This is a genomic window from Pseudomonas sp. LB3P81 (genome assembly GCF_054897965.1).
The window spans coordinates 1,650,186-1,675,459 of the sequence record NZ_JBUBVG010000001.1 but is presented as its reverse complement, the minus strand read 5'-3'; the positions used below and the strand labels follow the sequence as shown (position 1 = coordinate 1,675,459).

The 25,274-nt window shown below is 58.1% G+C and carries 21 protein-coding genes; 15 read left to right on the top strand and 6 right to left on the bottom strand.

What is annotated here, in order from left to right:
* Nucleotides 1-148: 148 nt before the first annotated feature.
* Nucleotides 149-1,924, bottom strand: a complete 1,776-nt coding sequence (gene gcl, locus ACYZTL_RS07700) for a glyoxylate carboligase (RefSeq protein ID WP_214381608.1) — start codon at nt 1,922-1,924, stop codon at nt 149-151.
* 267 nt (nt 1,925-2,191) lie between these two features.
* On the opposite strand from gcl, the gene ACYZTL_RS07695 reads away from it, so the two are divergent.
* Nucleotides 2,192-2,632 (top strand): GlcG/HbpS family heme-binding protein, encoded by a 441-nt coding sequence (locus ACYZTL_RS07695; RefSeq protein WP_461951273.1) that lies wholly within the window; start codon nt 2,192-2,194, stop codon nt 2,630-2,632.
* Nucleotides 2,633-2,826: 194 nt separating this feature from the next.
* Nucleotides 2,827-3,285 carry an REP-associated tyrosine transposase gene (locus ACYZTL_RS07690; protein WP_461951272.1) on the top strand — a complete coding sequence of 153 codons (459 nt, stop codon included), beginning with the start codon at nt 2,827-2,829 and terminating at the stop codon, nt 3,283-3,285.
* 110 nt (nt 3,286-3,395) lie between these two features.
* Here ACYZTL_RS07690 and ACYZTL_RS07685 read toward each other — a convergent pair whose 3' ends face one another.
* On the bottom strand, nt 3,396-4,004 hold the full coding sequence (locus ACYZTL_RS07685) for a TetR/AcrR family transcriptional regulator (RefSeq protein ID WP_461951271.1): 609 nt from the start codon (nt 4,002-4,004) through the stop codon (nt 3,396-3,398).
* 134 nt (nt 4,005-4,138) lie between these two features.
* Between ACYZTL_RS07685 and ACYZTL_RS07680 the strand changes: the two genes are divergently transcribed.
* A complete protein-coding gene (locus tag ACYZTL_RS07680) occupies nt 4,139-5,053 on the top strand; it encodes a DUF808 domain-containing protein (RefSeq protein WP_461951270.1) in 915 nt (304 codons plus the stop codon).
* A 130-nt stretch (nt 5,054-5,183) separates the two neighbouring features.
* The gene (locus tag ACYZTL_RS07675) at nt 5,184-5,546 is read left to right on the top strand and encodes a DUF805 domain-containing protein (protein WP_461951269.1); all 363 of its coding nucleotides are present in this window, start codon (nt 5,184-5,186) and stop codon (nt 5,544-5,546) included.
* Nucleotides 5,547-5,617: 71 nt separating this feature from the next.
* Here ACYZTL_RS07675 and ACYZTL_RS07670 read toward each other — a convergent pair whose 3' ends face one another.
* Both ACYZTL_RS07670 and ACYZTL_RS07665 read right to left on the bottom strand, forming a co-directional pair.
* Entirely contained in the window at nt 5,618-6,406 is a 789-nt protein-coding gene (locus ACYZTL_RS07670; protein ID WP_461951268.1) for an MlaA family lipoprotein, read from the bottom strand.
* On the bottom strand, nt 6,399-7,697 hold the full coding sequence (locus tag ACYZTL_RS07665) for a serine/threonine protein kinase (protein WP_461951267.1): 1,299 nt from the start codon (nt 7,695-7,697) through the stop codon (nt 6,399-6,401). The genes ACYZTL_RS07670 and ACYZTL_RS07665 overlap by 8 nt, the downstream gene beginning before the upstream one ends.
* Nucleotides 7,698-7,924: 227 nt before the next feature.
* Between ACYZTL_RS07665 and ACYZTL_RS07660 the strand changes: the two genes are divergently transcribed.
* Complete coding sequence (locus ACYZTL_RS07660) at nt 7,925-8,293, top strand: hypothetical protein (RefSeq protein ID WP_461951266.1); 369 nt, start codon at nt 7,925-7,927, stop codon at nt 8,291-8,293.
* A 96-nt stretch (nt 8,294-8,389) separates the two neighbouring features.
* Here ACYZTL_RS07660 and ACYZTL_RS07655 read toward each other — a convergent pair whose 3' ends face one another.
* Nucleotides 8,390-9,991: a glycoside hydrolase family 17 protein gene (locus ACYZTL_RS07655; RefSeq protein ID WP_461951265.1), complete on the bottom strand. Its 1,602-nt coding sequence runs from the start codon at nt 9,989-9,991 to the stop codon at nt 8,390-8,392.
* 287 nt (nt 9,992-10,278) lie between these two features.
* Here ACYZTL_RS07655 and ACYZTL_RS07650 point away from each other — a divergent pair, with 287 nt between their 5' ends.
* The 3 genes from ACYZTL_RS07650 to ACYZTL_RS07640 all read left to right on the top strand — a co-directional run bounded on the left by ACYZTL_RS07650 (nt 10,279) and on the right by ACYZTL_RS07640 (nt 13,380).
* Nucleotides 10,279-11,130 carry a glycine betaine ABC transporter substrate-binding protein gene (locus ACYZTL_RS07650; protein WP_461951264.1) on the top strand — a complete coding sequence of 284 codons (852 nt, stop codon included), beginning with the start codon at nt 10,279-10,281 and terminating at the stop codon, nt 11,128-11,130.
* Nucleotides 11,131-11,413: 283 nt separating this feature from the next.
* Nucleotides 11,414-11,725, top strand: a complete 312-nt coding sequence (locus tag ACYZTL_RS07645) for a DUF485 domain-containing protein (protein WP_008061165.1) — start codon at nt 11,414-11,416, stop codon at nt 11,723-11,725.
* Nucleotides 11,722-13,380, top strand: coding sequence for a cation acetate symporter (locus ACYZTL_RS07640; protein WP_461951263.1), 1,659 nt, complete (start codon nt 11,722-11,724; stop codon nt 13,378-13,380). The genes ACYZTL_RS07645 and ACYZTL_RS07640 overlap by 4 nt, the downstream gene beginning before the upstream one ends.
* 1,024 nt (nt 13,381-14,404) lie before the next feature.
* On the opposite strand, the gene gltA is transcribed toward ACYZTL_RS07640, so the two are convergent.
* On the bottom strand, nt 14,405-15,694 hold the full coding sequence (gene gltA, locus ACYZTL_RS07635; protein WP_392886569.1) for a citrate synthase: 1,290 nt from the start codon (nt 15,692-15,694) through the stop codon (nt 14,405-14,407).
* Between the two features lie 362 nt (nt 15,695-16,056).
* Here gltA and sdhC point away from each other — a divergent pair, with 362 nt between their 5' ends.
* The 7 genes from sdhC (at nt 16,057) to lpdA (ending at nt 25,189) form a co-directional block, all read left to right on the top strand.
* Nucleotides 16,057-16,431: a succinate dehydrogenase, cytochrome b556 subunit gene (gene sdhC / locus ACYZTL_RS07630; protein WP_084322329.1), complete on the top strand. Its 375-nt coding sequence runs from the start codon at nt 16,057-16,059 to the stop codon at nt 16,429-16,431.
* A complete protein-coding gene (sdhD, locus tag ACYZTL_RS07625) occupies nt 16,425-16,793 on the top strand; it encodes a succinate dehydrogenase, hydrophobic membrane anchor protein (protein WP_007959040.1) in 369 nt (122 codons plus the stop codon). Before sdhC ends, sdhD begins: the two co-directional genes overlap by 7 nt.
* A gap of 3 nt (nt 16,794-16,796) precedes the next feature.
* Nucleotides 16,797-18,572: a succinate dehydrogenase flavoprotein subunit gene (sdhA, locus tag ACYZTL_RS07620; protein WP_461951262.1), complete on the top strand. Its 1,776-nt coding sequence runs from the start codon at nt 16,797-16,799 to the stop codon at nt 18,570-18,572.
* 11 nt (nt 18,573-18,583) lie between these two features.
* Nucleotides 18,584-19,288 (top strand): succinate dehydrogenase iron-sulfur subunit, encoded by a 705-nt coding sequence (locus ACYZTL_RS07615; RefSeq protein ID WP_145319064.1) that lies wholly within the window; start codon nt 18,584-18,586, stop codon nt 19,286-19,288.
* A gap of 259 nt (nt 19,289-19,547) precedes the next feature.
* The gene (locus ACYZTL_RS07610) at nt 19,548-22,379 is read left to right on the top strand and encodes a 2-oxoglutarate dehydrogenase E1 component (RefSeq protein ID WP_461951261.1); all 2,832 of its coding nucleotides are present in this window, start codon (nt 19,548-19,550) and stop codon (nt 22,377-22,379) included.
* 42 nt (nt 22,380-22,421) lie between these two features.
* A complete protein-coding gene (odhB, locus tag ACYZTL_RS07605) occupies nt 22,422-23,642 on the top strand; it encodes a 2-oxoglutarate dehydrogenase complex dihydrolipoyllysine-residue succinyltransferase (protein WP_157711728.1) in 1,221 nt (406 codons plus the stop codon).
* Nucleotides 23,643-23,752: 110 nt separating this feature from the next.
* Nucleotides 23,753-25,189 carry a dihydrolipoyl dehydrogenase gene (gene lpdA, locus ACYZTL_RS07600; protein ID WP_461951260.1) on the top strand — a complete coding sequence of 479 codons (1,437 nt, stop codon included), beginning with the start codon at nt 23,753-23,755 and terminating at the stop codon, nt 25,187-25,189.
* The last annotated feature ends 85 nt before the right edge of the window (nt 25,190-25,274 follow it).

Sequence of the window (25,274 nt, the reverse complement as noted above, 5' to 3'; positions counted from 1 at the left end):
TCCCCTGTGGGAGCGGGCTGTGTGGCGAGGGAGCTTGCTCCCGCTCGGCTGCGAAGCAGTCGCAAAACTTTTGGGGCCGCTTCGCGACCCAGCGGGAGCGAGCTCCCTCGCCACACAGGCTCGCTCCCACAGGGGAAACGATCAGCAGTTAATCGAGCAACGAAATCGCAGTCGGCGCATCGTTGCCGACCAGCGCCAGGTCTTCGAATTCGTTGACGGCATTGATCTCGGTGCCCATGGAAATGTTGGTCACACGCTCCAGAATGATCTCGACGATCACCGGCACCTTGAACTCTTCGATGAGTTCCTGAGCCTTGCGCAGGGCAGGCTGGATCTGGCCCGGTTCGAACACACGCAGCGCCTTGCAACCGAGGCCTTCGGCGACCGCGACGTGATCGACACCGTAACCGTTGAGTTCCGGAGCGTTCAGGTTGTCGAAGGACAGCTGCACGCAGTAGTCCATGTCGAAACCGCGCTGAGCCTGACGAATCAGCCCCAGGTACGAGTTGTTTACCACTACGTGGATGTACGGCAGCTTGAACTGTGCGCCCACCGCCAATTCCTCGATCATGAACTGGAAATCGTAGTCGCCCGACAGTGCCACGACCTTGCGGGTCGGATCCGCTTTGACCACGCCCAGCGCTGCCGGAATGGTCCAGCCCAACGGGCCGGCCTGTCCGCAGTTGATCCAGTGACGCGGCTTGTAGACGTGCAGGAACTGCGCGCCGGCAATCTGCGACAGACCGATGGTGCTGACGTAGCAGGTGTCTTTGCCGAACACCTGGTTCATCTCTTCATAAACGCGTTGCGGCTTGACCGGCACGTTGTCGAAGTGAGTCTTGCGCTGCAGGCTGGCTTTACGCTGTTGGCAGTCTTGCAGCCAGGCGCTGCGGTTTTTCAGTTTGCCGGCGGCTTGCCATTCGCGAGCGACCTCGATGAACACGGTCAGCGCGGCAGCGGCGTCGGACACGATGCCCAGGTCCGGGGTGAACACGCGGCCGATCTGAGTGCCTTCGATGTCGACGTGAATGAACTTGCGGCCTTCGGTGTACACGTCGACCGAACCGGTATGACGGTTGGCCCAACGGTTACCGATGCCCAGCACCACGTCGGATTTGAGCATCGTCGCGTTGCCATAACGGTGCGAGGTTTGCAGACCGACCATGCCGACCATCAGCGGGTGATCGTCGGGAATGGTGCCCCAGCCCATCAGGGTCGGAATCACCGGTATACCGGTCAGCTCAGCGAACTCCACCAGCAAGTCGCTGGCGTCGGCATTGATGATGCCGCCACCGGCTACCAGCAATGGGCGTTCGGCCTGATCGAGCAGGGCCAGGGCTTTTTCCACCTGAACGCGGGTTGCGCTCGGCTTCGCCAATGGCAGCGGCTGGTAGGCATCGATGTCGAACTCGATTTCGGCCATCTGCACGTCGAACGGCAGGTCGATCAGCACTGGGCCTGGACGGCCGGAGCGCATTTCGAAAAAGGCTTTCTGAAAGGCGTAAGGCACTTGGCCCGGTTCCAGAACAGTGGTTGCCCACTTGGTCACTGGCTTGACGATGCTGGTGATGTCGACAGCCTGGAAGTCTTCCTTGTGCATCCGGGCGCGGGGTGCCTGGCCGGTGATGCACAGGATCGGGATCGAGTCGGCCGAGGCGCTGTAGAGCCCGGTGACCATGTCAGTACCGGCAGGGCCGGAGGTGCCGATGCACACGCCGATGTTGCCGGCCTTGGTGCGGGTGTAGCCCTCGGCCATGTGCGAGGCGCCTTCAACGTGGCGAGCGAGGACGTGATCGATGCCACCGACCTTCTGCAAGGCGTTGTACAGCGGGTTGATCGCGGCGCCCGGGATGCCAAAAGCGGTATCAACCCCTTCACGGCGCATCACCAGAACGGCGGCTTCGATTGCTCTCATTTTGCTCATGGTTTTGTGCCTCTTACGTTTTGTAATTGTATACAAGTGGCTTTGCGCAGAGTGTATTCACGGCGGACGGCGCAGGTCAATCCATTTTCTCAAGCGGTTGTTTCATTCGTCTGAAGCCTGTTCTGCTGTGGCTTTTCGTCGCATGCGGCACTTTTCGAGAATTATTGTATACAAAATAATTATTCATTGTGTTCTATTTGTTGCATCGGACTGCGGCGCAAGCGCGCAGTCCATCCGCTTTCCCTATAACAAAATGAGGACGGCACCATGAGCGCTTTAACCTTGAAAGTGGCAGTCAACCTGACCAGTCAGGCCATCTCCGCCGCACGTGCAATTTCCGCGGCCCCGTTGACCATTGCCGTACTGGATGCCGGCGGGCATCTGGTCACCCTGCAGCGCGAAGACGGCGCCAGCCTGCTGCGACCGCAAATCGCCATTGGCAAAGCCTGGGGCGCCATCGCGCTGGGCAAAGGCTCACGCCTGCTGGCGCTGGACGCCCAGCAACGTCCGGCGTTTATTGCTGCTTTGAACAGTCTGGGGCAGGGCAGTGTGGTACCGGCACCGGGCGGAGTGTTGATCCGGGATCTGGACGGGAATGTGCTGGGGGCGGTGGGCATCAGCGGGGATCTGTCTGATGTTGACGAGCAGTGTGCGATCAATGCGATCGAGGCGTTAGGGTTGCGGGCGGATGCGGGGGTTACTGCTTGATCTTTAGCGCGTGAACAAATGTAATCGCTAGCAGGCTAGCTCTCACAGGGGATTTGTGGACACTCGAGATCCACTGTGGGAGCTAGCCTGCTAGCGATAGCTATCGTCCAGACACATCCGGCTAAAAGTCTGCACATCCCTCCTGAATCCGCCGAGCTAGTCTTCTCATGATCAACCCATGAGAGAGGCAAAGGATGCCTGATTTACCTGCTTCACATCGCCTGCGCCGTGGTCGCTACGCCGAGTCGAACCGAATTTACCTGTTGACCACCAATACGCTTGGACGAAAACCGGTGTTCGAGAATTTCGCGCTGGGTCGTTTGGTCGTGGATCAGTTTCGCAATACACAACATCAAGGCATGGCTAATTCGCTGGCCTGGGTCATCATGCCCGATCATTTCCACTGGCTGGTCGAGTTACAGCAGGGATCGTTGGGTGACCTGATGCAAAAGACCAAATCACTGAGCACCAAAGCGGTGAATCAGTTCACTGGCCGCAAGATCACCCTCTGGCAGAAAGGCTTTCACGACCGGGCTCTGCGGCGGGAGGAGGATTTGGTGAAGGTGGCGCGGTATGTCGTAGCCAACCCGTTGCGGGCTGGACTGGTGGAAAAGCTTGGCGACTATCCACTGTGGGATGCCATTTGGCTTTGAGCTGAAACCGAGTCGACTTCATCGCTAGCAGGCTAGCTCCCACACTGGAGCTATGGCGTTCACAAATCCCCTGTGGGAGCTAGCCTGCTAGCGATAAAGTCACCGCAATCTTAATGATCCGTCTCACACCCCTTAAGCACCAACCGAATAATCGTCTGCGCCGCCGCTTCATAATCCTCTTCATCCAGCTTGGCCTTGCCCGTGATGGCGGTGATTTGCCAGTCAAAGTCGGCGTAGGTCTGCGTGGCGGCCCAGATGCTGAACATCAGGTGGTTGGGGTCGATGGGGGCGATCTGGCCGCGGTCGATCCACGTCTGGATGCAGTCGATGTTGTGCTTGGCCTGGCTGTTCAGTTGTTCGACCAGGTCGGCACTCAGGTGCGGGGCGCCGTGCATGATTTCGCTGGCGAACACCTTCGAGGCGAAGGGCAGGTCGCGGGAGATGCGGATTTTCGAGCGGATGTAGCTGCTCAGCACTTCACTGGGTACGCCGTCGGCGTTGAACGGCGTCGAGGCCTGCAGGATGGGCTCGATGATGCTTTCCAGAACCTCGCGGTAGAGGTTTTCCTTGGATTTGAAGTAGTAGTAGACGTTGGGCTTGGGCAATCCCGCCTTGGCTGCGATGTCACTGGTTTTGGTCGCAGCGAAGCCCTTGTCGGCAAATTCTTCACTGGCGGCACGCAGGATCAGTTCTTTGTTGCGCTCGCGGATTGTGCTCATAAACCAGGTGGTTCCTTGCCTGTTCTGGCGGTTGCGCATGGTAGCACCGGCCTCGCGCGGCGCTCAAGAATGCCCCGTGTGGCGCTCGGCCACGCTATGCTGCGCAGCATTCATTCAAGAAGGAAACCTGATCCATGGCAGGAAGCAGTTTACTGTTGCTGATCGACGACATTGCCGCCGTACTCGACGACGTGGCGTTGATGACCAAAATGGCCGCCAAGAAAACCGCTGGCGTGCTCGGTGACGATCTGGCGCTCAACGCCCAGCAGGTCAGCGGTGTACGCGCCGAGCGGGAAATTCCGGTGGTTTGGGCGGTGGCCAAGGGCTCGTTTCTCAACAAGCTGATCCTGGTGCCGTCAGCGCTGGCGATCAGTGCGTTCATTCCGTGGCTGGTCACGCCGTTGCTGATGGTGGGCGGCGCCTACCTGTGCTTCGAAGGTTTCGAAAAACTCGCGCACAAATTCCTGCACAGCAAGGCTGAAGACCAGGCCGAGCACGCTGAACTGGTCGAGGCGGTGGCCGATCCTGCGGTCGATCTGGTGGCGTTCGAAAAGGACAAGATCAAAGGTGCCATCCGTACCGACTTCATTCTCTCGGCGGAAATCATCGCCATCACCCTCGGCACCGTGGCGGACGCCTCACTGACCCAGCAAGTCATCGTGCTGTCGGGCATTGCCATCGTCATGACCATCGGCGTCTACGGCCTGGTGGCCGGGATTGTCAAGCTCGATGACCTCGGTCTGTGGCTGACCCAAAAACCTGGCCAGATGGCCAAAAGCATCGGCGGCGGGATTTTGCGGGCGGCGCCGTACATGATGAAAAGCCTGTCGGTGATCGGCACGGCGGCGATGTTCCTGGTGGGGGGCGGGATTCTGACCCACGGCGTGCCGGTGGTTCATCACTGGATCGAAAGCGTCAGCGCAGGGGCGGGCGGTGCCGGGTTTATCGTGCCGACGTTGCTGAATGCGGTGGCGGGGATTGTGGCGGGTGCGGTGGTGTTGGCGGGTGTGATGGTTGTCGGCAAGATCTGGAAAGCGCTGAAAGGTTAATAAACTCTAGGTGCCCACAGTTCTTTCAGACTTTCCCTACAAGGCTATATTGGATGTTCTCTTAAACTGCGCTCCGCTATTTGGGCTGCAATGGCCTGAGTAGATTTTCCGATAGCGAAAGGGTTTAGGGATGAAGTGGTATTTTCAGGTATTGAATAAGTACGCAGCGTTTCAAGGTAGGGCCAGCAGGAAAGAGTATTGGATGTTTGTTCTTGTCGAATCTTGCTTGGTTTTATTCTGGTGGGCATTTGGGGCATGGTCAGAATTGCTGTATGAGCGTATTTACTTGCTGCTTTTGCCCGTGTATTCGGTGTGCACTCTCTGCCCTCGGTTGGCGGTTACGTGGCGGCGATATCATGACTTGAACAAAAGCGGGATCAACATTTTATGGGGATTTACTCCTTTCGTTGGCCCGATTTTGGTTCTTATCTCACTGGGGACGCGTGGAACGAAGGGTGAAAATGACTACGGTGCGGATCCCCAAGAGTCGTAAATCTATGGGTAATTGAATTAAAAAAGGCCATTCGATCTGCATCGAATGGCCTTTTTTTGTTGCCGATAAAATTACTCGGCAATCTGCAACTTGCGCGACTCGGTGTACACGTAACGCACTTTCTCGTATTCGAACGGCGAGTTCAGCTGGCCATAACGAAAGCCGGTCTGGTTGCGCCTGTCGATGCTGCGCAACACCAACACTTCAGGGTGGTTGGAGCTGACTTCGGCGACGTTCAGGAAGTTGATTGCCGACTCGGCGGTGAAGTCCACGGCCAAGCCGCCGGTGTCGCGGATGTTGGACGGGCCGAGGACCGGCAGCACGAAGTAGGCGCCGCCCGGTACGCCGTAGAAACCGAGTGTCTGGCCGAAGTCTTCGCTCTGGCGCGGCAGGCCCATGGCGGTGGCCGGGTCCCACAGGCCGGCGATGCCGATGGTGGTGTTGAGCAGCAGGCGCGCGGTGGTTTCCATCGAGCGCTTGCCTTTGAACTGCAGCAGGCTGTTCATCAGGTTCGGCACGTCGCCGAGGTTGTTGAAGAAATTGCTGACGCCGGTGCGCAGGAAGCTTGGCGTGATGTAGCGATAACCGTCGACCACTGGCAAGAACACCCATTGGTCGAAGCGATAGTTAAAGTGATACACCCGGCGGTTCCACTCTTCCAGCGGGTCGTAGACGGCCAGCGCGCTGAGTGTCGAGCGTTCGAACTCGCGCTGATCCAGGCCCGGGTTGAATTTCAGTTTGCTCAACGGCTCCTTGAAACCGTCATTGTCGATGACAACCGGTGCGTTGGCTTTGCTGTTGTCGGCATTGGCGACGCCTGCACAGAGTAACGCTGCGATGAGCAGGAGATATTTAGCCACGGAAGAACTCCAGCATGGCGTCGCTGTTGACGCGGTAGTTAAGGTTGCCGCAATGGCCGCCCAGTGGATAAACAGTCAAGCGGTCGCCGAAGGTCTTGCGCAGAAAGCCGAGGTCCCCAGGACCGAGAATCACATCGTCAGCATTGTGCATGACCGCGATTTTCGGGCTGTCGTGCAGGTAATCCTTCAAGGCATACAGGCTGACCTGGTCGATCAGTTGCAGCAGGCTGCCGCCGTCAGTGCGCGCGCGCCACATCGGGATCACCTGTTCAGTGAGGTAGCAGTCGAAGTCGCATTGCAGCGCACGCTTGAGGTACGGCGTGAGACTGGTGCCTTCTGTGATGGGCGTTTTCGGTGGAGTGATCAGGCCGCGACGGTTGATCAGGTCCGAGGTGAAGGCAATGTCTGCCGCCGAAAAACGGAACGAGGTGCCGATCAGCATGGCCATCTGTTCGTTGGTCAGGTGCTGCTTGGACTGCTGGAAGTCATAGAGCAGAGCATCGTTGAGGTCGATGTAGCCTTTTTGCTGGAAGTAGCGGGTCAGTTTGTCCAGCACCAGTTCATAGAACGTGGTGGTGTTGTTGATGCCCTTGACCTCTGTCTGGACGAGTCTGTCCAGGTTGGTGATCGAGGTGTAGAGGTTGACCGGCGGGTTGAGCAGCAAGACTTTCTTGAAATTGAAACTGCGACGGGTTTCGTCCAGGTGCGCGACGAATGCGGCGTCCAGTGCGCCCAGGCTATAACCGGTCAGGTAATAATCGGTGACGGGCAGTTTCGGATTTTGCGCCCGCACGGCTTGCATCACCCGGTACATGTCTTCGGCGTCATCCTTGGTGATACCGGGTGTGGCAAAGCGTGAGGCGGCGCTCATGAAGTCGAAGCTGGTGGGCGACGAGAGTTGCACCACGTGGTAGCCGGCCTTGTAGTAGAGCTTTTTCAAATATTCGTTAAGGCTGCTGTCATAGCGCGCGCCAGTGCCGGAGATCAGGAAGATCAGTGGTGCGGCTTTATCCTGGGTGGCGATCCGGTAGGTGAGTTTCTTCACCGGCCAGAAGTTGTCCGGCAATTCGAATTCACGCTCCGGGCGCAACGTGACGCTGCGGTCCGACTGATTGATGTCTTCGTCCAGCGGCAATTCCGGACGCAGGTCCGGCGGTGTCGTCGCAATGGTAGCCTCGAACGGATTGGTCAAGGGGTAGCCATAACTGGCGGCGTCGATATCGACCGCCAGTGCGGACGCACTCAAAATAAGGCCGACAAACAGGGCGGCGAAGCGCAAGGAACGGAGCATGACTAGATCCCTTAGAGAGAAAGGTGCCGAATGAAGTTCGCAGGCTATGACCACAGGGGTTGCGCCAAAGTGCCATGCATCGGCACCAAACAGGCCTAATTTCGGAGTAATGGTAGCTGGACGATACACTTTGCAGCGATTTCGTGGCCATTTATCTGTTTCGCGCGTTTTGCTTACCGCCGTCAGGGGATTAAGCTGGCCGCCGTTTTCGTTTATTGGAGTGCCTCATGTCCCGCCGTCTGCCCGTGATTCTGCTGCTTGTCTTGCTGCCTTTATGGCTGGCCGCCAGTTATGGCGCGCGTTATGGCTTCATGGAGGATGCGCAGTGGGTCGGTCTCTGCGTCGACGACGCGAGTCGCTGGGAATGCCTGGTCCGTTCGAACCTGGGCCTGATGATTCATTTCAAGGTATTGGGCTGGGCGGCCTTGGCGGCAGCGGTGATCGGCTTTGTGCTACCGGGCCGGGCCGGGTGGTGGCTGGCGGTGCTGGCGCTGGTGTTCGGGTTTCCGGCGCTGGCGTTGTACAACACGACGATGGCGGTGTTTGCGGTGGTGATTGCGGGGTTGCGGTTGGTTCGGGCGTCTCCTGGCGCCTGATCAAAAAGATCGCAGCCTGCGGCAGCTCCTACATGGAAAACGCGTTTCTCCGTAGGAGCTGCCGCAGGCTGCGATCTCTTGATCTTGCTTTGTCAGTTAACCCTTGCGAACCCGCAAACTGCGCCACAACGCCGCCACCATCAACACACTCACCAACGCCCAACCCCAGGCTTGCTGGTTCTGCAAACCTTCGCGATACAACTGTGGCGCAATGCCGGCACCGATGATGAAGGTCAGCAGGGCAATCTCTCGACGCGGCACGCTCACCGGACGGCACAGGTAAACCAGCGCTGGCAGGATGAAAGCAACACTCGGGAAGCTGCGATAACGCGGATCGAACACCAGCTCCAGCATCATCACCGCCGCCGCGAAACCTGCCGTCGCCAGCAACCAGCCCGCCCGACGTTCAAGCACATTGAAGGCCCGCCCACGCCAGCCATTGCGAGCACTCAACGTCAGCGCTGCATGCGCCAGCACCAACAGATTCAAACCCGTCAGCAAGGCGTCCCACAACCATTCACTGGCAAACCGTGTGGTCACCCGCGCCAAATCGCCCCACGCGCCAATCGAGCAGGCCGCCAGCGCACCCAGCAGCGGCAGAACCAGTGCAGCACGGGTGCTGCGTACGCGTCCGCCAAGGATCAGCGTGCCGAGAAAAATCACTCCCCCCACCGCCAGCCATTGCGACCAGTACGGTACGTTCGACACCGGCCCCGCCAGCACGCCCTTGTCCTGGCGATCAGCATCAAACAGCCCCCAGTAACCACCGACCGCACCTTCACTGGCGCGTTTCCAGGGTTGGTCGAAGGCTTCGATCAGGTTGTAATGCCAGCCTTCCTGTTCAGCGATGATGACAAATGCGCGAATGAACCTGGCTTCATTGACCCGGCTCGGCAGGGCGGTTTCGCGCTGACGGCCTTCGCTCGGCCAGCCGGTTTCGCCAATCATCACGTCTTTTGGCGCGAATTTGTTGCCGAACACTTGGCGCACTTCGTGAACATGCTGGAGCGCGGCGTCGATGTTCGAAGGCTCATCCTCCCAGTACGGCAGCAAGTGGATGGTCAGGAAGTCCACCGCCGGGGCGATTTCCGGGTGTTTGAGCCAGAACTCCCAGACGTCGGCATAAGTGACAGGTTGCTTGACCTGGCTTTTGACCTTGTTGATCAGCCTGGCCAGCTGCGCACCGGTGACTTCCTTGCGCAACAGCGCTTCGTTGCCGACGATCACCGACGTCACCACGTCCGGGTTGGCGTTGGCGGAGGCAATCAGCAAGTCGACTTCTTTCTCGGTGTCCACCGGGTTGCTGTTGACCCAGGCGCCGATCATCAACTTCAAACCATGCTTGCGCGCCAGATCGGGCAGGGCCTCAAGGCCGGTCATGGAATAAGTGCGGATGCATTCGAAGCGGGTGGCCAGCAGGGCGAGGTCGGCGTCCATGCGCTCGGGACGCAACTTGAACGGCTGATCGAACGGCGATTGGTCTTTGTCGAATGGGGTATAGGAGGCGCATTGCAATTTGGGTTTGTGCGTTGCGTTGGCCACGTCCGCCAGAATCACTGGTTTGCCGAGGCCATACCAGAAGCCACCCAGGGCAAAAAGCCCCAGCAGGCAGGCAAATAAATAAGCAAAAAAAGGAAAGCGTGATGTCGCGGGCATGGTCAGGCCGTCTGGGAGCAAAGCCGCGCATGTTACCTGCAATTGCCCCGCGCTTGGTGGCCTGCATAATTTTGACATGCAAAGTTCGGGCGGATTGGCGGGAGCATTAGAGGTGGTCGTGATTAATGGCGTTCTGATGTCGTTTCTCGATGCCTTGAGGTCGCTGACAGCACAGGTTCAGGTTGGCGTCAGGTTGATTATCGAGGCGTCAGTACTCCGCTGATGTTCGAACGAGTTTGCGGTGAGGCGTGATGGGGGCGCTGTGCACCATAACAATACGTTGGCGCGACTCGGCACCCGTCGAGCGCAGCACTTTCGGGGAAGTAACGATGAAGATGCGACGACTTTTAGGCGCAGGTGCCGCTCTGGTGCTTGCGATCGGTTCGACAGTAGCCAGTGCCGATAGCAAAACCCTGAACATTGGTTACGTTGACGGCTGGTCTGACAGTGTTGCGACCACCCACGTGGCGGCCGAGGTGCTGAAGCAGAAGCTGGGTTATGACGTGAAGCTGCAAGCGGTTGCGACCGGGATCATGTGGCAGGGTGTCGCCACTGGCAAACTCGACGCCATGCTGTCTGCGTGGCTGCCGGTAACGCACGGCGAATATTGGACCAAGAACAAGGACCAGGTTGTCGACTACGGCCCGAACTTCAAGGACGCGAAGATCGGCTTGATCGTTCCGGAGTACGTCAAGGCGCAAAGTATTGCCGACCTGAAAACCGATGACACCTTCAAGAATCGCATCGTCGGTATCGACGCCGGTTCGGGCGTGATGCTCAAGTCCGATCAGGCAATCAAGGACTATGGCCTGGACAATTACACCCTCAAGGCAAGTTCCGGCGCTGGCATGATTGCCGAGCTGACCCGTGCCGAGAAGAAAAACGAATCGATCGCCGTCACCGGTTGGGTGCCGCACTGGATGTTCGCCAAGTGGAAACTGCGTTTCCTGGAAGACCCGAAAGGCGTATATGGCGCAGCTGAAACCGTAAACAGCATCGGTAGCAAAGGCCTGGAAGCCAAGGCGCCAGACGCGGCCAAATTCCTGAAGAATTTCCAGTGGGCGTCGAAAGACGAAATTGGCGAAGTCATGTTGGCCATTCAAGACGGTGCCAAACCTGAAGCTGCTGCGAAGGATTGGGTCGCCAAGCATCCGGAACGCGTTGCAGACTGGACCAAATAATGTGAGCTGACGCGTCTGGTCAGCACTTCTCAAAGCCCCTTGGCGTAACAGCCAAGGGGCTTTTTGTTGTGCTGTAGGAGCAAGCTTGCTCGCGATGGAGGTGATAGCGCCGCACTTTTTCAGACAGTACGCGTTTTCGTTCACGTCCATCGCGAGCAAGCTCGCTCCTACAAATGGCGATTCAGTCATGTCGTTCTAATACTAAGGTCGTCTGGAACCTGCCCCGCAGCCGCATAGAGTGAATACCGTTCCAACAATAATCTGTGCTGCGAGGATAAAAACAATGAACGACAGCATTTACCTCTCGATTCAAAACAGCCCGCGCTTCAAGGAGCTGGTTAGTAAGCGAGAAAGGTTCGCCTGGATTCTTTCGGCGATCATGCTTGGGCTTTACTCCGGATTCATCCTTTTGATCGCTTATGGGCCGCATGTTCTGGGCGCGAAGATCAGCCCTGAGTCATCGATAACCTGGGGCATTCCGATCGGTGTCGGGCTGATTGTTTCAGCCTTCATCCTGACCGGGATCTACGTTCGACGCGCCAATGGCGAATTCGACGACCTGAACAATGCGATTCTCAAGGAGGCTCAGCAATGATCCGGCGTCTAATGGCTCTTTTGAGCATCGCAGCCTTCGCACCTGGCGCCTGGGCGGCTGACGCCCTGACGGGCGTGGTGCAGAAACAACCCCTCAACGTTTCCGCGATTCTGATGTTTGTTGCTTTCGTCGGCGCGACCCTGTGCATCACCTACTGGGCGTCCAAGCGCAACAACTCGGCGGCCGACTACTATGCGGCCGGCGGCAAGATCACCGGCTTCCAGAACGGCCTGGCGATTGCCGGCGACTACATGTCCGCGGCGTCCTTCCTGGGTATTTCCGCCCTGGTGTTCACCTCCGGCTACGACGGCCTGATCTACTCGATCGGCTTCCTGGTGGGCTGGCCGATCATTCTGTTCCTGATCGCCGAGCGCCTGCGTAACCTGGGTAAGTACACGTTTGCCGACGTGGCGTCCTACCGCCTCGGGCAAACCCAGATTCGTTCGCTGTCCGCTTGCGGTTCGCTGGTGGTGGTGGCGTTCTACCTGATCGCGCAAATGGTCGGCGCCGGCAAGCTGATCCAGCTGCTGTTCGGCCTCGACTATCACGTTGCCGTGATCCTGGTCGGTATCCTGATGTGCATGTACGTGTTGTTCGGCGGAATGCTGGCGACCACCTGGGTGCAGATCATCAAAGCTGTGCTGTTGTTGTCCGGTGCCTCGTTCATGGCGCTGATGGTGATGAAACACGTCAACTTCGACTTCAACGCACTGTTTTCCGAGGCGATCAAGGTTCACCCTAAAGGTGAAGCGATCATGAGCCCGGGTGGTCTGGTCAAAGATCCGATCTCCGCGTTCTCCCTGGGGCTGGCACTGATGTTCGGTACTGCTGGCCTGCCGCACATCCTGATGCGCTTCTTCACCGTGAGTGACGCGAAAGAAGCTCGCAAGAGTGTGCTGTATGCAACCGGTTTCATTGGTTACTTCTACATTCTGACCTTCATCATCGGCTTCGGCGCGATCCTGCTGGTCAGCACCAACCCGGTCTTCAAAGATGCGGCTGGCGCGCTGTTGGGCGGCAACAACATGGCGGCGGTGCACCTGGCCAACGCGGTGGGTGGCAGTATCTTCCTGGGCTTCATCTCGGCGGTAGCGTTCGCGACCATTCTGGCGGTGGTTGCCGGCCTGACCCTGGCCGGTGCTTCGGCGGTGTCCCATGACCTGTATGCCAGCGTGATCAAGAAAGGCAAGGCGAACGAGAAGGACGAGATCCGTGTCTCGAAAATCACCACCATCGCATTGGCGGTGCTGGCGATTGGTCTGGGCATTCTGTTCGAAAGCCAGAACATTGCGTTCATGGTGGGCCTGGCGTTCTCCATCGCGGCAAGCTGTAACTTCCCGGTGCTGCTGCTTTCCATGTACTGGAAGAAGCTGACCACGCGCGGTGCGATGATTGGTGGCTGGCTGGGGCTGGTCAGTGCCGTAGGCTTGATGATCCTTGGGCCAACCATCTGGGTGCAGATCCTGCATCATGAGAAGGCGATCTTCCCGTATGAATACCCGGCGCTGTTCTCGATGATCATTGCGTTTGTGGGGATCTGGTTCTTCTCGATCACTGACAAGTCGACTGCTGCGGATAATGAGCGGGCGTTGTTCTTCCCGCAGTTTGTTCGTTCGCAGACGGGGCTGGGGGCGAGTGGGGCGGTTTCGCACTAAGGCTTTGAGATTGTTTGTGTAAGTTGGGTTAGACAAAAATGCCCCGGTCAAGAGATCGGGGCATTTTTTGTTGGGTTGCTGCTGTAGGAGCGAGCGGTGCGGCGATTCGATTTGCTCGCGATGGCAGCCTAATAGTCGGACAGGATTGTGCGGCTTACTCGATCCATTGTGGGAGCGAGCCTGCTCGCGAAGGCGGCCTGACAGCCGACCTGTCTTTTGTTGATCGAGTACATATCCATTCCTGCGGTAACGGCCGCCGGCGGTTTCGCCCTGACGGCGACTCACTTTTTTTCAAGCGCCAAAAAAAAGTAAGCAAAAAAAGGCTCGCCCCGAGCGTCCGGCCCCTCGCTAGGGCTCGGCGTTCCTTCGCTCCGGTATTCATCCGGGGACACTGCCCTCCGGTCTGCTTCGCGACGACCTACATGCAGCGTGTTCGACTGCGTCGAACGGCGCTGCGCGCCACTCCCCGGATGAACACCTCCACTCAGCCTACCAAAGGGGCGGGTGGATCAAGATCAAAAGCCAAAGCAACGGCAACAGCAAGATCAACAGCTTCGCGAGCAAGCCCGCTCCCACAGTGGATCAGCGTACGGCTGTCGCTTTTCACCACTCAACAGGTCGAGCGTTAGCTCGCCTGCAGCTTTTGATCTTGCGGTGCACGCCCCCTCGAGAGGCCGAGTGGAGGTTCTGCGCAGTGGGCAACCCGGCATGGATGCCGGGTTAGCCGCGCACGGCCATGGATGGCCGATCGCGGCGGGCCCACGGAGCAGGACCGGAGCGAGGGCATGCCGAGCCTAGGCGAGGCACCGAACGAAAGGGGCAAGAGCCCTTGGTTACTTGGGGCTCTTCCAAGTGACCCGCCATAAGGGCGGAACCGCCAGCCGCCGTTACCGAAGAAACGGATATGCACACAACCAAAGAGCCAGTCGGCCCTAAGGCTGCTGAGACCACACAAACAAAAACGGCCTCTGTTTATTTAGAGGCCGTTCCCGTTACAACTCAAGACGTTATCGCAAGACAAGTCTTATTTGCGGTCTTCCAGCTTGGTGATATCACGCGACTCGTAGCCAGTGTACAACTGGCGCGGACGGCCAATCTTGTACGGGCTGGAGAGCATTTCTTTCCAGTGGGAGATCCAGCCGACAGTCCGCGCCAGAGCGAAGATCACGGTGAACATGCTGGTTGGAATGCCGATCGCCTTGAGGATGATCCCCGAGTAGAAGTCGACGTTCGGGTACAACGAGCGCTCGATGAAGTACGGATCGGTGAGAGCGATCTCTTCCAGGCGCATGGCCAGTTCGAGTTGCGGATCGTTCTGGATGCCCAGTTCCTTCAGCACTTCGTCGCAAGTCTGCTTCATGACGGTAGCGCGAGGGTCGCGGTTTTTGTAAACCCGGTGACCGAAGCCCATCAGCTTGAACGGATCGTTCTTGTCCTTGGCCTTGGCGATGAACTTGTCGATGTTCGAGACATCGCCAATTTCATCCAGCATGGTCAGAACAGCTTCGTTCGCGCCGCCGTGGGCAGGGCCCCACAGTGCAGCGATGCCGGCGGCGATACAGGCGAACGGGTTGGCACCCGAAGAGCCGGCCAGGCGCACGGTGGACGTCGAAGCGTTCTGCTCGTGGTCGGCATGGAGGATGAAGATCCGGTCCATGGCCTTGGCGAGTACCGGGCTGATCGGTTTGATCTCGCACGGGGTGTTGAACATCATGTGCAGGAAGTTTTCCGCGTACGTCAGGTCGTTGCGCGGGTACATCATGGGTTGGCCCATGGAGTACTTGTAAACCATCGCTGCCAGGGTTGGCATCTTGGCAACCAGACGGATCGCGGAGATTTCGCGATGCTGCGGGTTATTGATGTCCAGGGAGTCGTGGTAGAAGGCCGAGAGGGCGCCGACTACGCCGCACATGACGGCCATCGGGTGAGCGTCACGACGGAAGCCGTTGAAGAACGTCTTGAGCTGTTCGTGAACCATGGTGTGGTTCTTCACGGTGCTGACGAACTGGGCCTTCTGTTCTGCGGTCGGCAATTCGCCGTTGAGCAGCAGATAGCAGGTTTCCAGGTAGTCCGACTTTTCAGCCAGCTGTTCGATCGGGTAGCCGCGGTGCAGCAGAATGCCGTTGTCGCCGTCGATATAGGTGATCTTCGACTCGCAGGAAGCGGTCGACATGAAACCAGGGTCAAAGGTGAAACGGCCCGTGGCCGTCAGGCCCCGAACATCGATAACATCGGGACCAACGGTGCCGGTTAAAATGGGCAGCTCGACGGGGGCAGCGCCCTCGATGATCAACTGCGCTTTTTTGTCAGCCATGTGGCCTCCTATTTATGCTTGAAATCATCAGACAGACCCCCCACGCAGGGCCCGCACCACTATAGTGAGATAAATTCGAATGTCAATTTGCCTAAAGTCTTGCTCCAGAAGGCTTTAACCGGACTTTTTCCTCGAAATTGACTGCCATTTACGCCTTTTATCAAAGTTGTGCAATCAGCTATTTGGGGAAGGCGAACGCGTTGTCATTAGTAGCCTAACTGTCTATACTCGGCCACCGACCGCCAGGGGCTTTTGGGCCTGCTTTATTGGGGGTCGCATCCCTGGGTGGTGTTTACCTGACCAGTGCACTCCCCAACAACTTTGCCCTGATTGTTAGGGGCTCTTCAGTGTGAAAAAAAGCCGTGAAAAGCCAACGACCTGTAAACCTAGACCTAAGGACCATCAAACTCCCCATCACCGGCGTTACGTCGTTTCTTCACCGTGTTTCCGGCATCATCCTCTTCCTGGGCCTTGGCTTCATGCTGTATGCATTGAGCAAATCCCTGGGTTCCGAGGAAGGTTTTGCCGACGTGAAGGCAACCTTGACCAGCCCTCTGGCCAAGTTCGTAGCATGGGGCCTCCTGTCCGCTCTTCTGTATCACCTGGTAGCCGGTGTGCGCCATATGATTATGGACATGGGCATCGGTGAGACGCTGGAAGGCGGCACGCTGGGCTCGAAAATCATTATCGCCGTGTCTGCGGTGTTGATCGTTCTGGCGGGAGTTTGGATATGGTAACCAGCGTAACGAACCTGTCGCGTTCAGGCCTCTATGACTGGATGGCACAGCGTGTGTCTGCGGTCGTTCTCGCGGCTTATTTCATCTTCCTGATCGGATACCTCGTTGCGAATCCGGGCATTGGCTACGACCAATGGCATGGCCTGTTCGCCCACAACGGAATGCGTATCTTCAGTCTGCTGGCCCTCGTAGCCCTGGGCGCTCACGCCTGGGTCGGCATGTGGACCATCGCGACCGACTACCTGACGCCGATGGCGCTGGGCAAGTCCGCGACTGCAGTACGTTTCCTTTTCCAGGCGGTATGCGGCGTTGCGATGTTCGCTTACTTCGTCTGGGGTGTGCAGATTCTCTGGGGTATCTGATTCATGTCTACTACAGTTAATACGCTTTCGTTCGACGCCATCATCATTGGCGGCGGCGGTGCTGGCATGCGCGCTGCGCTGCAGCTGGCACAAGGTGGTCACAAGACTGCCGTGGTCACCAAGGTTTTCCCGACTCGTTCGCACACCGTATCCGCCCAGGGTGGCATCACCTGCGCCATCGCGTCTGCTGATCCGAACGATGACTGGCGCTGGCACATGTACGATACCGTCAAGGGTTCCGACTATATCGGTGACCAGGACGCTATCGAATACATGTGTTCCGTAGGCCCGGAAGCGGTCTTCGAACTCGAGCACATGGGTTTGCCGTTCTCCCGTACCGAACAGGGCCGCATCTATCAGCGTCCGTTCGGCGGTCAGTCGAAAGACTTCGGTAAGGGTGGCCAGGCTGCCCGTACGTGCGCTGCTGCCGACCGTACCGGTCACGCACTGCTGCACACCCTGTACCAGGCCAACCTCAAGGCCGGCACCGTATTCCTCAACGAATACTATGGCGTCGACCTGGTGAAGAACGAAGACGGTGCCTTTGTCGGCATGATCGTCATCTGCATCGAAACCGGCGAAACTTCCTACGTCCGCGCTAACGCCACCGTACTGGCGACTGGCGGCGCAGGCCGTATCTACTCGTCCACCACCAATGCCCTGATCAACACCGGTGACGGCGTCGGCATGGCTCTGCGTGCTGGCGTGCCGGTACAAGACATTGAAATGTGGCAGTTCCACCCGACCGGCATCGCCGGCGCCGGTGTACTGGTTACAGAAGGCTGCCGCGGTGAAGGCGGTTACCTGATCAACAAGCACGGCGAGCGTTTCATGGAGCGTTATGCTCCGAACGCCAAAGACCTGGCGGGTCGTGACGTTGTTGCCCGTTCGATGGTTAAAGAAATCATCGCCGGCAACGGTTGCGGTCCGGATGGCGACCACGTAATGCTGAAACTCGATCACCTCGGTGAAGAAGTTCTGCACAGCCGTCTGCCAGGCATCATGGAACTGTCCAAGACCTTCGCCCACGTCGATCCAGCCGTGGCGCCGATTCCGGTCGTTCCAACCTGCCACTATATGATGGGCGGCGTTGCCACCAACATTCATGGTCAGGCAATCACTCAAGACGCTGACGGCAAAGACGAGATCATTCCTGGTCTGTTCGCTGTAGGTGAAGTGGCTTGCGTATCGGTTCACGGTGCCAACCGTCTGGGCGGCAACTCGCTGCTCGACCTCGTGGTATTCGGTCGTGCCGCCGGTCTGTTCCTGGAGCAGACCCTGAAAGAAGGCGTTGATTACGCCCGTCCTCGCCAGTCCGACATCGACGCTGCCCTGGCACGTCTCGATGGCCTGAACTCGCGTACCGAAGGCGAAGACGTCGCCACTCTGCGCAAAGAACTGCAAAGCTGCATGCAGAACTACTTCGGTGTATTCCGTACCGGCGAATACATGCAGAAGGGTATCGCCCAGCTGGCTGATCTGCGTGGCCGTATCGCCAACGTCAAGATCAACGACAAGAGCCAGGCGTTCAACACGGCTCGTATCGAAGCCCTGGAACTGCAAAACCTGCTGGAAGTGGCCGAAGCCACCGCCATCGCTGCAGAGATCCGCAAAGAGTCCCGCGGTGCTCACGCCCGTGAAGACTACGAAGATCGCGACGACGAAAACTGGCTGTGCCACACCCTGTACTTCCCGGGTGACAAGCGCGTGACCAAGCGTGCTGTGAACTTCTCGCCGAAGACTGTTCCGACTTTTGAACCTAAGATTCGGACTTATTAAGGGTGGCCGCCATGTTGCAAGTCAGTGTTTATCGCTACAACCCTGATCAGGACGCTGCGCCGTTCATGCAGGAATTCCAGGTCGATACCGGTGGTAAAGACCTGATGGTGCTGGACGTGCTGGCCCTGATCAAAGAGCAGGACGAAGGTTTCTCCTATCGTCGCTCTTGCCGTGAAGGCGTTTGCGGTTCCGACGGCATGAACATCAACGGCAAAAACGGTCTGGCGTGCGTCACGCCGCTGTCATCTGTCGTAAAAGGTAACAAGCTGATCGTTCGTCCGCTGCCAGGTTTGCCGGTTATCCGTGACCTGGTCGTCGATATGAGCATCTTCTACAAGCAATACGAGAAGGTTAAGCCATTCCTGCAGAACGACACGCCGGCTCCGGCCATCGAGCGTCTGCAGACTCCGGAAGAGCGTGAAAAACTCGACGGTCTGTACGAGTGCATCCTGTGCGCTTGCTGCTCGACCTCTTGCCCGTCCTTCTGGTGGAACCCGGACAAGTTCCTGGGTCCAGCTGCTCTGCTGCAAGCGTACCGCTTCCTGGCAGACAGCCGTGACACCAAGACTGCCGAGCGTCTGGCTTCGCTGGATGACCCGTTCAGCGTGTTCCGCTGCCGCGGGATCATGAACTGCGTTAACGTTTGCCCGAAAGGCCTGAACCCGACTAAGGCCATCGGTCACGTACGTCACATGTTGCTGCAAAGCGGCGTGTGATTCAGCAGTACCTGTAGGACCGCTGTACCCGTAGATGCTACGGCGCAGGCTTCAACCGGCGCCGTAGTTTTAACCTGAGCAGCAGCTCACAAAGCTGCAGCTCTTATTTTGAAGAAATGAGACAAGCAGGGGCATCCGGGCTGGTACCCGGACTATCAGCGTGATCCTAAGTGGCTTGTTTTGGTCGCTGCATTCGGACTTCTGCAAGTTTGCTCGGTGTCGACGCCGGTGGTGTTCCCCTAACCGAGGGTGACCAAGCATGCAAGAAAGCGTGATGCAGCGCATGTGGAACAGCGCCTACCTGTCCGGTAGTAACGCTGCCTATGTGGAAGAGCTCTACGAGCTCTACCTGCACGACCCTAACGCTGTGCCAGAAGAGTGGCGCACCTACTTCCAGAAGTTGCCTGCTGATGGCAACACTGCTACCGATGTTTCGCACTCGACAATTCGCGATCATTTCGTCTTGCTGGCAAAGAACCAGCGCCGCGCACAACCGGTTTCCGCCGGCAGCGTGAGCAGTGAGCACGAGAAGAAGCAAGTTGAAGTGCTGCGATTGATCCAGGCCTACCGTATGCGTGGCCACCAGGCAGCCCAGCTTGACCCGCTGGGGTTGTGGCAGCGTCCTGCACCTGCAGACCTGTCGATCAATCATTACGGCTTGACCAATGCCGATCTTGATACGACCTTCCGTGCCGGCGACCTGTTCATCGGCAAAGAGGAAGCGAGCCTACGCGAAATTCACGAAGCGTTGCAGCAGACATATTGCCGCACCATCGGCGCTGAATTCACGCATATCACCGATTCCGAGCAGCGCCAGTGGTTCCAGCAGCGTCTGGAAAGCGTGCGTGGTCGTCCGACGTACTCCGCCGACATCAAGAGCCACCTGCTCGAGCGCGTCACTGCCGGCGAAGGCCTGGAAAAATACCTGGGCACCAAATACCCGGGCACCAAGCGTTTCGGTCTGGAAGGCGGCGAAAGCCTGATTCCGATGCTCGACGAGTTGATCCAGCGTTCCGGTTCCTACGGCACCAAGGAAATCGTTATCGGCATGGCCCACCGTGGCCGTCTGAACGTGCTGGTCAACACCTTCGGCAAGAACCCGCGCGAGCTGTTCGACGAGTTCGAAGGCAAGAACAAGGTCGAGTTGGGTTCCGGTGACGTTAAATATCACCAGGGCTTCTCGTCCAACGTGATGACCACCGGCGGTGAAGTTCACCTGGCCATGGCGTTCAACCCGTCCCACCTGGAAATCGTATCTCCAGTGGTCGAGGGTTCGGTTCGCGCCCGTCAGGATCGTCGTAACGACCCTACCGGCGAGAAGGTTCTGCCGATCTCCATCCACGGTGACGCGGCATTCGCCGGTCAAGGCGTGGTGATGGAAACCTTCCAGATGTCGCAGACCCGCGGTTTCAAGACCGGCGGTACCGTGCACATCGTGATCAACAACCAGGTCGGTTTCACCATCAGCAACCCGCTGGACTCGCGTTCCACCGAGTACGCGACCGACGTTGCGAAAATGATCCAGGCGCCGATCCTCCATGTGAATGGTGATGATCCGGAAGCCGTATTGTTCGTGACCCAGCTGGCTATCGACTACCGCATGCAGTTCAAGCGTGACGTGGTGATCGACCTGGTCTGCTACCGTCGTCGCGGCCACAACGAGGCCGACGAGCCAAGCGGCACCCAGCCGATCATGTATCAGCAGATCACCAAACAGCGCACCACCCGTGAGCTGTACGCTGATCGTCTGACCCAGGCCGGTGTGCTGGACGTAGAGCGTATTCAGGCGAAAGTTGACGAATACCGCAACGCGCTGGACAACGGTCTGCATGTTGTAAAAAGCCTGGTCAAAGAGCCGAACAAAGAGTTGTTCGTGGACTGGCGTCCGTATCTGGGCCACGCCTGGACCGCGCGTCACGACACGCGTTTCGATCTGAAAACCTTGCAGGAGCTGTCTGCCAAGCTGCTGGAAATTCCGGAAGGCTTCGTGGTTCAGCGCCAGGTCTCGAAAATCTACGAAGACCGTCAGAAAATGCAAGTCGGCGGCCTGCCGATCAACTGGGGTTACGCCGAAACCATGGCGTACGCGACCCTGGCGTTCGAAGGTCACCCGATTCGCATGACGGGTCAGGACATCGGTCGCGGTACGTTCTCGCACCGTCACGCTGTCTTGCACAACCAGAAAGACGCGAGCAGCTACATTCCGCTGCAGAACCTGTACAAGGGTCAGCCACGCTTCGACCTGTACGATTCGTTCCTGTCGGAAGAAGCGGTGCTGGCGTTCGAATACGGTTATTCGACCACCCAGCCAAACGCGCTGGTTATCTGGGAAGCCCAGTTCGGCGACTTCGCCAACGGTGCCCAGGTGGTTATCGACCAGTTCATCACCAGTGGTGAGCACAAGTGGGGCCGTCTTTGCGGTCTGACCATGCTGCTGCCGCACGGTTATGAAGGTCAGGGTCCGGAGCACTCTTCGGCTCGTCTGGAGCGTTACCTGCAGTTGTGCGCCGAGCACAACATTCAGGTGGCCGTACCGACTACGCCGGCTCAGATCTACCACTTGCTGCGCCGTCAGGTGATTCGCCCGCTGCGCAAACCTCTGGTAGTCCTGACTCCGAAGTCTCTGCTGCGTCACAAGCTGGCCATCTCGACTCTGGAAGATCTGGCGGAAGGTTCGTTCCAGACCGTTATCCCGGAAATCGATGCTCAAGACCCGAAAAAGGTCGAGCGCATTGTTCTGTGCAGCGGCAAGGTCTACTACGACCTGCTGGAAAAACGCCGTGCCGAAGGTCGTGATGACATCGCCGTCGTGCGTATCGAGCAGCTGTACCCATTCCCTGAGGACGACTTGAACGAAGTCCTGGCTCCTTATACCAACCTCAAACATATCGTTTGGTGTCAGGAAGAGCCGATGAACCAGGGTGCCTGGTACTGCAGTCAGCACCACATGCGCCGCATCATCGGCAATCACGACAGGTCGCTCTTTCTCGAGTACGCCGGCCGTGAAGCTTCTGCTGCACCGGCTTGTGGTTATGCATCGATGCACGCCGAGCAGCAGGAAAAACTGCTGCAAGACGCCTTCACTGTTTAACGCCTTCGCGCACCTGAAACCGAATTTAAGGACTCACAGATAATGGCTATCGAAATCAAAGCCCCCACTTTCCCGGAATCGGTTGCCGATGGCACCGTTGCCACCTGGCACAAACAACCGGGCGACGCTGTAAAGCGTGACGACCTGATCGTCGACATCGAAACCGACAAGGTTGTGCTGGAAGTGTTGGCTACTGCTGACGGCGTGCTGGGCGCTATCGTCAAAAACGAAGGCGACACCGTTCTGTCCGACGAAGTCCTGGGCTCCATCGAAGCGGGCGGCGCTGCTGCCGCTCCAGCTGCTGCCGCTGCTCCGGCCGCTGCACAGGCTGCTGCTCCTGCCGCCGAAGGCGAAGACGATCCTGTTGCTGCACCGGCTGCTCGCAAGCTGGCTGAAGAAAACGGCATCAACATCGCTTCCGTTGCCGGCACCGGCAAAGGCGGTCGTGTGACCAAGGAAGACGTGGTTGCAGCCGTTGCTGCCAAGAAAGCCGCTCCGGCTGCCGCGCCTGCCAAGGCTGCTGCTCCGGCTGCCGCTGCTCCTGTGTTCGCCGCTGGCGACCGCATCGAGAAGCGCGTACCGATGACCCGCGTTCGCGCTACCGTGGCCAAGCGTCTGGTAGAAGCCCAGTCGAACATGGCGATGCTGACCACGTTCAACGAAGTCGACATGACCGAAGTCATGGCCCTGCGTTCGAAGTACAAGGACCTGTTCGAGAAGTCCCACAACGGCGTACGCCTGGGCTTCATGTCGTTCTTCGTCAAGGCTGCTACCGAAGCGCTGAAACGCTTCCCTGCGGTCAACGCGTCGATCGACGGCGGCGACATCGTTTACCACGGCTACGCTGACGTCGGTGTGGCTGTTTCCAGCGACCGCGGCCTGGTTGTACCGGTTCTGCGTAACGCCGAACTGATGAGCCTGGCTGAAATCGAAGGCGGCATCGCCACCTTCGGCAAGAAAGCGCGTGACGGCAAACTGTCGATGGACGAGATGACCGGCGGCACGTTCACCATCACCAACGGTGGTACTTTCGGTTCGATGATGTCGACCCCGATCGTCAACCCGCCGCAAGCGGCTATCCTGGGCATGCACAACATTCTGCAGCGTCCTATGGCGATCAACGGTCAGGTCGTTATCCGTCCGATGATGTACCTGGCACTGTCCTACGATCACCGTCTGATCGATGGCAAAGAAGCTGTGACCTTCCTGGTTACCATCAAGAACCTGCTGGAAGACCCGGCTCGTTTGCTGCTGGATATCTGATTTCGTTGCACGGGCCGCTGCGGGATGGGCGGCCCACTTGTAATGACCAGCTTCGTCCCACGACAGTCCCCAAAAGGGACTGTCCGGTTTGATTCGAGAAGGAATGACACATGACTCAGAAATTCGACGTGGTAGTGATTGGCGCGGGCCCTGGCGGCTACGTGGCTGCCATTAAAGCAGCGCAGCTTGGTCTGACGACTGCCTGCATCGAGAAATACACCGACAAGGAAGGCAAACTGGCCCTCGGCGGTACTTGCCTGAACGTCGGCTGCATTCCATCCAAGGCGCTGCTGGACAGCTCCTGGAAATACAAGGAAGCCAAAGAAGGCTTCGCTATCCACGGTATCAATCACGCTGGCGTGACCATGGACGTGGCCGCAATGGTTGGCCGTAAAGCCAACATCGTCAAAGGCCTGACCTCTGGCGTTGCTACCCTGTTCAAGGCGAACGGCGTCACTTCCCTGCAAGGCCACGGCAAACTGCTGGCCGGCAAGAAAGTCGAACTGACCAAGCCAGACGGCACCGTTGAAATCATCGAAGCCGAGAACGTGATTCTGGCTTCGGGTTCGCGTCCGATCGACATTCCACCGGCTCCGGTTGACCAGAAAGTAATCGTCGATTCGACCGGCGCGCTGGAATTCCAATCGGTTCCAAAACGTCTGGGCGTGATCGGTGCTGGCGTGATCGGTCTGGAACTGGGTTCGGTATGGTCGCGTCTGGGCGCTGAAGTCGTTGTTCTGGAAGCGCTGGAGAAGTTCCTGCCTGCCGCTGACGACGCAGTTTCCAAAGAAGCCTACAAAACCCTGACCAAACAAGGTCTGGACATCAAGCTGGGCGCTCGCGTCACCGGTTCCAAAGTGAACGGCGACGAAGTCGTTGTGAACTACACCGATGCCAACGGCGAACAGAACATCACTTTCGACAAACTGATCGTTGCCGTTGGTCGCCGTCCAGTGACCACCGAACTGTTGGCTGCCGACAGCGGTGTGACCATCGACGAGCGCGGTTTCGTATTCGTTGACGACCAGTGCGCCACCAGCGTACCGGGCGTTTACGCGATCGGTGACGTGGTTCGCGGCATGATGCTGGCGCACAAGGCGTCCGAAGAAGGCATCATGGTGGTTGAGCGCATCAAGGGTCACAAAGCGCAAATCAACTATGACCTGATCCCGTCTGTTATTTATACTCACCCGGAAATCGCGTGGGTTGGCAAAACCGAGCAGACCTTGAAGGCTGAAGGCGTTGAAGTTAACGTTGGCACCTTCCCGTTCGCAGCCAGTGGCCGTGCCATGGCAGCCAACGATACCGGCGGTTTCGTGAAAGTCATTGCCGATGCCAAGACTGACCGCGTATTGGGCGTCCACGTGATTGGCCCGAGCGCTGCAGAACTGGTTCAACAGGGCGCGATCGGTATGGAATTCGGCACCAGCGCTGAAGACCTGGGCATGATGGTTTTCTCCCATCCGACCCTGTCTGAAGCCTTGCACGAAGCAGCTCTGGCAGTGAATGGCGGCGCCATTCATATCGCCAACCGCAAGAAGCGTTAAGACAATAAGAAACCACGGCGGTATGGCCCGTCGTGAGCCTTGCATGCAAGACTCACCGCGGAATATCCGCTGGACGCAGTCTTGC